This is a genomic window from Limnobacter thiooxidans (assembly GCF_036323495.1).
Taxonomy (GTDB): Bacteria; Pseudomonadota; Gammaproteobacteria; order Burkholderiales; family Burkholderiaceae_B; genus Limnobacter; species Limnobacter thiooxidans.
Genome location: NZ_AP028947.1, coordinates 3,530,407 through 3,536,915, shown reverse-complemented (window position 1 = coordinate 3,536,915; position 6,509 = coordinate 3,530,407). Strand labels below are relative to the sequence as shown.

The 6,509-nt window shown below is 51.3% G+C and carries 9 protein-coding genes; 7 read left to right on the top strand and 2 right to left on the bottom strand.

Annotated elements, in window-relative coordinates:
* Positions 1–181: 181 nt before the first annotated feature.
* Genes rpmH through mnmE form a run of 5 tightly spaced genes read left to right on the top strand, consistent with a single transcriptional unit; the run spans position 182 to position 3,988 of the window.
* Positions 182–316, top strand: coding sequence for a 50S ribosomal protein L34 (rpmH, locus tag RGQ30_RS16120; RefSeq protein ID WP_130557249.1), 135 nt, complete (start codon positions 182–184; stop codon positions 314–316).
* A 33-nt stretch (positions 317–349) separates the two neighbouring features.
* Complete coding sequence (locus tag RGQ30_RS16115) at positions 350–709, top strand: ribonuclease P protein component (RefSeq protein WP_130557250.1); 360 nt, start codon at positions 350–352, stop codon at positions 707–709.
* A complete protein-coding gene (gene yidD, locus RGQ30_RS16110) occupies positions 646–924 on the top strand; it encodes a membrane protein insertion efficiency factor YidD (protein WP_130557251.1) in 279 nt (92 codons plus the stop codon). The genes RGQ30_RS16115 and yidD overlap by 64 nt, the downstream gene beginning before the upstream one ends.
* Positions 925–936: 12 nt before the next feature.
* Positions 937–2,628 (top strand): membrane protein insertase YidC, encoded by a 1,692-nt coding sequence (yidC, locus tag RGQ30_RS16105; RefSeq protein WP_130557252.1) that lies wholly within the window; start codon positions 937–939, stop codon positions 2,626–2,628.
* Positions 2,600–3,988, top strand: a complete 1,389-nt coding sequence (gene mnmE / locus RGQ30_RS16100) for a tRNA uridine-5-carboxymethylaminomethyl(34) synthesis GTPase MnmE (protein ID WP_130557253.1) — start codon at positions 2,600–2,602, stop codon at positions 3,986–3,988. Before yidC ends, mnmE begins: the two co-directional genes overlap by 29 nt.
* Positions 3,989–4,008: 20 nt before the next feature.
* Here the strand turns inward: mnmE and RGQ30_RS16095 are convergent, their stop codons facing one another.
* Positions 4,009–4,470, bottom strand: a complete 462-nt coding sequence (locus RGQ30_RS16095) for a DUF1499 domain-containing protein (protein ID WP_130557254.1) — start codon at positions 4,468–4,470, stop codon at positions 4,009–4,011.
* 65 nt (positions 4,471–4,535) lie between these two features.
* Between RGQ30_RS16095 and RGQ30_RS16090 the strand changes: the two genes are divergently transcribed.
* Both RGQ30_RS16090 and RGQ30_RS16085 read left to right on the top strand, forming a co-directional pair.
* A complete protein-coding gene (locus tag RGQ30_RS16090) occupies positions 4,536–4,811 on the top strand; it encodes a TIGR03643 family protein (protein ID WP_130557255.1) in 276 nt (91 codons plus the stop codon).
* Between the two features lie 22 nt (positions 4,812–4,833).
* On the top strand, positions 4,834–5,862 hold the full coding sequence (locus tag RGQ30_RS16085; RefSeq protein WP_130557256.1) for a hypothetical protein: 1,029 nt from the start codon (positions 4,834–4,836) through the stop codon (positions 5,860–5,862).
* Positions 5,863–5,882: 20 nt separating this feature from the next.
* Here RGQ30_RS16085 and RGQ30_RS16080 read toward each other — a convergent pair whose 3' ends face one another.
* Positions 5,883–6,488: an MOSC domain-containing protein gene (locus RGQ30_RS16080; protein WP_130557257.1), complete on the bottom strand. Its 606-nt coding sequence runs from the start codon at positions 6,486–6,488 to the stop codon at positions 5,883–5,885.
* Positions 6,489–6,509: the final 21 nt, after the last annotated feature.

Sequence of the window (6,509 nt, the reverse complement as noted above, 5' to 3'; positions counted from 1 at the left end):
GCCTTCACGCGAACTTGCAGATTTTTCTAGGTTTTTCCTGAATTTGACTCTATAATTTCGGGTTCCCTTGGTGCTTGCCTTGAATCAGCTTGCTGGTTCAATGGAATATCCTGGTAAATCAGGGAACAACGCACATTAATTTTTCGCCAAATTTTCAGCCCATGTGGGCCAGAGGCTTGCCATGAAACGCACTTATCAACCTTCTAAAGTTCGCCGTTCAAGAACACACGGCTTTTTGGTTCGCTCACGTACACGTGGTGGTCGTGCAGTATTGCGCGCTCGTCGCGCCAAAGGCCGCGCACGTCTGTCAGTTTAAGTTTGACGATTTAATCATTCTGAATCGTACAGGGTGGGTTCCGGGTCGCATGCAAAAAAAATCACTCGGTCTGAAACATTCGGTGGCCTGTTAAAAACAAGGCCACTGGCCCGAACAGATCGGTTGATGCTTCATGCTCTGTTTGAAGACACCCCTCCACGATTCGGAATCTTGATACCCAAACGGCTGGCCAACCGGGCTGTAGATCGCAATGCCTTGAAAAGAATCATTCGAGAGGCTTGTCGTCATTCCCTGAAAGACCACCAAGGCAAGTTTCTGGTGCGTCTTAGCAAGCCTGTGAAGGCAGTAGGCCATTCGGACCGGGCAGCATGGTGGACAGAACTTCAGCAACTTTTCAGCGATCTATCACGGCGCGCGCCATTGCGGCCTTGATCCGCGGCTATCAGCTTGCCGTCAGCCCTCTTTTTCCGCCGTCTTGCCGTTTTTACCCCAGTTGCTCGGAATATGCCCTTGAAGCAGTTAAAATTCATGGCGCATGCAAAGGCGCAGCCTTGTCAATTGGCCGCATTTGCCGGTGCAACCCCTGGAATGCCGGTGGGCTGGATCTGGTTCCAGATTCTGCTGACACCCGCAATAAATCTCAGTAATTAAGGATTTAAATGGAAACGCGCAGGCTAGTCCTTTTGATGATTTTCAGCTTGTCTCTCATCATGCTTTGGGACAATTATCAGGCTTCAGTGGGCAAACCAACCCTGTTTGGCTTGAGCACAGCCACTTCCACAGCGAACGACAAGGGCACATTACAAACTCCCGGTTCCGCTGCTGCTGTCAATGATTTGCCCCAGGCCGCTGCCCAATCAGCAGGTGATGTTCCTGCAGACCCCAATGCCATTGTTGAAACGGCAACAGCGCCAGCACCCGCAGCCCAAACTGTCGTTGTAAAAACCGACGTTCTTGAATTGCAGTTTTCGACGCAAGGTGCACAGCTTGTGGGTTCAAAATTGCTGAATCACCCAGCGGCGGAAAATCCCGAGTTGCCAGTCCAGCTGTTTGAGCAGTCGACCAAACGGACTTATCTGGGTCAAGCTGGTTTGGTAGGTGTGCCTGATGCACCAAACCACCGCACACTGTTTGAACTGGTTTCCACTGCGACGGAGTTTCCAGCGGGTCAAGACAGTCTGAAATTGGTTTTCAAGGCCAGTTCGGGTGGTATTGAGAGTACTTACACTTACACCGTCTATAAAAATAGATATGACCTTGACTTGGTAATCCAGGCACGCAATGCGAACCCTGAGCCTGTTACCCCCAGCGCATACGTTCAGATCACCCGCGATGGCAATCCTCTGGAAAGCGATTCCTCGCTTTACGCTACTTTTACAGGCCCAGCGGTTTACACGCCTGAGAAAAAGTACCAAAAAATCAAATTTGACGACATTGCCGATCGCAGCGCGCAATACATCAAGACCACCGATGCAGGCTGGCTGGCCATGGTTCAGCATTATTTCGTGTCGGCGGTAATCGGTCAGGAAGGCCCGCGTGAAAACTACACACGCCAGGTAGATGCCAATCTGTATTCCATTGGTCTGGTCAGTGCCTTGGGCAGTTTGGCTCCGGAACAAACCGGCACTTACAGTGCCAAGCTGTACACAGGCCCGCAAGATCAGCGCGTGCTGGAAGCATTGTCACCAGGATTGGGCTTGGTGGTGGATTACGGTTGGCTGACTGTGATTGCTCAACCCATCTATTGGTTGCTTGAAAAGATTCACAGCTATATTGGTAATTGGGGCTGGGCCATCGTCGTCCTGACGATTTTCATCAAGCTTGTTTTCTTCCCACTTTCTGCTGCCAGCTACAGGTCCATGGCCAAAATGCGCAAGGTAGGTCCGCGCATGCAGAAATTGAAAGAGCAGTATGGCGACGACAAAATGGGTTTCCAACGCGCCATGATGGAAATGTACAAGCGGGAAAAAATTAACCCCTTGGGCGGTTGCATGCCGATTCTGGTCCAAATCCCCGTGTTCATCGCACTGTATTGGGTATTGCTGGCTAGCGTTGAAATGCGCAACGCACCTTGGCTTGGCTGGGTCACCGATTTGGCTGCACCCGATCCTTTCTACATCTTGCCGGTGTTGATGGCGGTAACCATGTTTATCCAGACCCGCTTGAATCCCACGCCACCTGACCCCATTCAGGCCAAGGTCATGATGGTCATGCCGCTGGTGTTTTCGGTCATGTTCATTTTCTTCCCTGCAGGTTTGGTCCTGTACTGGGTTGTCAACAACATCCTGTCCATTGCCCAGCAGTGGGTGATCACGCGCCAAATTGAGTCTGCACCCGCCACAACACGGTGATCCCATTGTGGCCATCGCCACCGCACCCGGAAAGGGTGGGGTGGGGGTGGTGCGGTTCTCATTTCCTTCATCGCCGGAATTTCAAAACTTTTGCCACCATTTTTGCGGCAAGCTTCCCCAGCCTCGCTTTGCAAGCCTCTTGACCATTCGTGATTCAGAGCTTCATCCCATCGATGAAGGCATAGCATTGTTATTCAATGCGCCTGCTTCATTCACGGGTGAAAACGTCCTGGAGTTTCAAGGACACGGCGGTCAGGCTGTGTTGCAAGGTATTGTTGGGCATGCACTGCATGTTGCCAGGCAACTTGAGATTCCTCTTCGTCATGCCCTGCCCGGTGAATTCACGCAAAGAGCATTTTTGAATGACAAGCTCGACTTGGCCCAAGCCGAGGCAGTTGCGGATCTGATTGATGCGGGTTCCGTGTCTGCTGCCAAAGCTGCAGCCGCGTCGCTCAGCGGTGTTTTTTCCCGTCAGGTCAATGCATTGGCTGACCGCATCGTTCACCTTCGTTTGTTGTTGGAAGCCACGCTGGACTTTCCCGAAGAAGAAATTGAATTTCTCGAAAAAGCCGATGCCAAAGGGCAACTCAACCAGATTCTTGCCATTCACCAGGATTTGTTGAGTGCCGCCCGGGAAGGTGTCAAGTTCAGGGATGGTCTACAAATTGTTCTGGTGGGTGAGCCCAATGTGGGCAAGTCCAGTTTGCTCAACGCCTTGGCTGGTGAAGAAGTGGCCATCGTCTCTGCCATCGCTGGCACCACACGCGACCGAATCAAGCAGGAGCTGAATATTCGAGGTATTCCACTGGTGCTAGTGGACACTGCGGGGCTGCGACACACAGCAGACGAGGTGGAAAAAATTGGTATTGAGCGTACTCGAAAGTCGGTTGAAGAAGCCGATCTGGTTTTAATTCTGAAAGACGCCACTTTGGAACAGCCCGATTTTTTTGACGACCATTTAAAACTGCCGGCGCATTTGCCCAGCCTTACGGTGTTGAACAAAGTGGATTTGCTGCCTGAGTCTGTGCAGTCTCGGCAGGACCTTCACAATGCAGTCTGTATTTCAGCCAAAAAAGGTATTGGTCTGGAAAATCTGAAAGACGCCATTCTCGCCAAGGTAGGCATTGCCCACCCCCCCGATCATGGATTCATGGCCCGCCAGCGACACGTGGATGCCTTGCACCTGTGTGGCGAGCACCTTGCCAGCGCTTTCCAATTTGCTTTGCAAGACGATCGCACACTTGATTTGTTCGCAGAAGAATTGCGCTTGGCCCACGATGCGCTAGGTGAAATCACCGGGCGCATGTTGCCCGATGATTTGCTTGGTTTGATATTCAGCCGTTTTTGTATTGGCAAGTAAATCAAATCCCTTGCATGCTTCTAGCCGTTGCCCAGAAGGGTACGTATTTGTTCAACACGTTTTCTGTTGGCATTTAAATCGCTGTAACCCACTCGAGATGCCGAGCGCACATGCAACAAGCCATTGCCTTGGTCTACCCTGAATTCGACATCATCGATAAATCCGAACAAGTCGCTCGTGAATGTACTGGCCAGGTAGTTTTCATCAGCGTAATTGACTTGGCCGCCAAGCAACTCGATCACTTCCCTGACCTTTAGAAGAGGTTCCTCTCCCATGTCCCCTGTGATTTTCAAGGCCGAAATTGCGTGTTCGTCAGAGGGCGCACTTTCACTGCTGACACAGTTTGGTTTGTTGGGGCAGGGTGCCAACTGGCCTTGCGTCAGCCCGATTGGTGAACCCGTGCCGGAATAAAGTCCCATGGCAAAAAACACGGTGAATAATATGGTGATCAAAACGATCAAGCCAAGCAATGCTCTTTTCACTGAAAAGCCCCTTCTGTCATATACTGCAAGTTGAATTTCTCCAGTTTAGCGGTCAGTGAGATCAGATGTCCAAGTCTTTGCAGTTAAATTTGTCTGAAGAAGAAGTGTCACGCATTGTCGAAATGGCTTGGGAGGACCGAACGCCCTTTGAGGCCATTGAGTTGCAATTCGGCTTGAACGAATCACAAACCATCGAATTGATGCGAAGCCACATGAAGGCCAGCAGCTTTCGCATGTGGCGCGAAAGGGTGACCGGGCGCAAAACAAAACACCTTAAATTGCGCGGTTTCCAGGAAACACGCGCCTACGCTCCGGCACAGTACAAAATTCGCCGTTATTGACTCCTTTGCGGAGAATGCTTTCATGTCGAAAGACAAGGACACCAGCGCATTAGCGAGTCGAACAGGTCAGGATTGGATGCTGTGGCTAGGCCCTGCTTCGCTGCACATGCCTGAATTGCACCGGGCTTTCCAGTTTCTTGAAAGCTGTTGTGAGCTACTGGACAGTGTTGAAGACTCCGACACAAAATCAAGAAGCCGACGCCTTAAGCAATTGATTGGCCGGTTTGTGGGTCAAACCCGCTGCCCGTCTGCGGCCACCTGTGAAAAAGTGGCTGTTCGCACCCAGATTCTCGACGGTTGGTTGCAGTCTGAACTTAATCGAAATTCGGACGTTGATTTGCTCGTGGAACTCGGTGCACACGGCTTGCAAAAATTGCTCGCCATTTGCGAAGGTGCGGACGATAAACATGGTTTGTTGCTCAAGGCCGTGCGAGGTTTCACACGCGATTGGTTGCACATTGTTTCAACGCGAATTGACAATACTATTGAACGGGCTCACCTGGTTTATCCGGTTGCAATGCTCGACCAGGCTGGTTTGGTGGACCCATCCTGGTGGTGGAAACAGATCGCCCTGTGTGATCGACACACTGTTTTGGGTTTGGTCGAACTTGAAATCAATGAAATGAATGAAATGCAACCCAGCAGCAATGTCAGCTGGCGTTCGTTTGACAAGCGCTGGCGCAGGCTCCGCTTGCGGGCTTTGCTTGAACATCTTTCCGAAAAAACCTTACTCGCCGAGTTGTTGAGAAAGTCTGCTGTAGATGATTTTGAAGCCGTTGTGGCTGTGCGCGCATTACGCGATGCGGGCCGGTCAAGGGATGCCATTGCCCAGGCAGAGCACTGGATGCGAGCTTTGCCAAGAAGCCCAGTTTTGGCAGACGCCTTGTTTGATCTGTATGTCGATGATGGCTGGGATGACGAAGCCCTCGCTCTGGCTGCAACGCATTATGCCTACGATCCAAATCCTGTATGGATTGACAAGCTGGGGCGGTTAAATTCAGCTGTAGCCAAGGCTCAACTTAAACTTTGGAAAAAGCAGTCGCCTGCCTGAAAGGTTGATGCGCTTTCGGGTTAGAGCAAGTCCATTTGTCCCTTCTGGGTTCGCATTCGAAATGCATTCAGTACAGACTTGCCTTGAGGATTGATAAAACGCTGTATTTCCATTCCGGCATGAATGGTCCCACTTTGAATGACCCTTAAATACCAGCCGGAATTACCCTGTTGGACCATTTGCTTGGGTGCTGCGCTGTAGCCCATCCGTATCGCAAATTTGTGGCAAGGTTCGCGAGGTTCGGTCACGCGCAGGCGAACCTCACCCAGTTCGAATTCGTCGCCAATGTGTACGGTTTGCTCATCCAGTCCTTCCACAACCAGGTTTTCGCCCAGAAATCCCCAAGGCAGTTTTCCGTCCAGGTTTTTCTCCGAACGGCGCTCCTCCCAAAAAGGGTAGTGTTCTGAAGGCAACATGTAAACGGCTTTGTCCAACCCACCGTGAACTGACAAATTGCACTGTTCATCGCCTTCCAGACCAAGTTTGCGAACCTCGACAGGCTCGGGTTTTTCGATTGTGCTGACCGCTTGTTTGTTGATACCGCTGGCTTCGGTCCGGATGTCGCCCGCCGCAGTTCGATAAACAAGAGGAACCACCAGGCCGGTGCAGATCGCAATCAGTTTCATGAGGCTTCCGTAGTAGAGGAA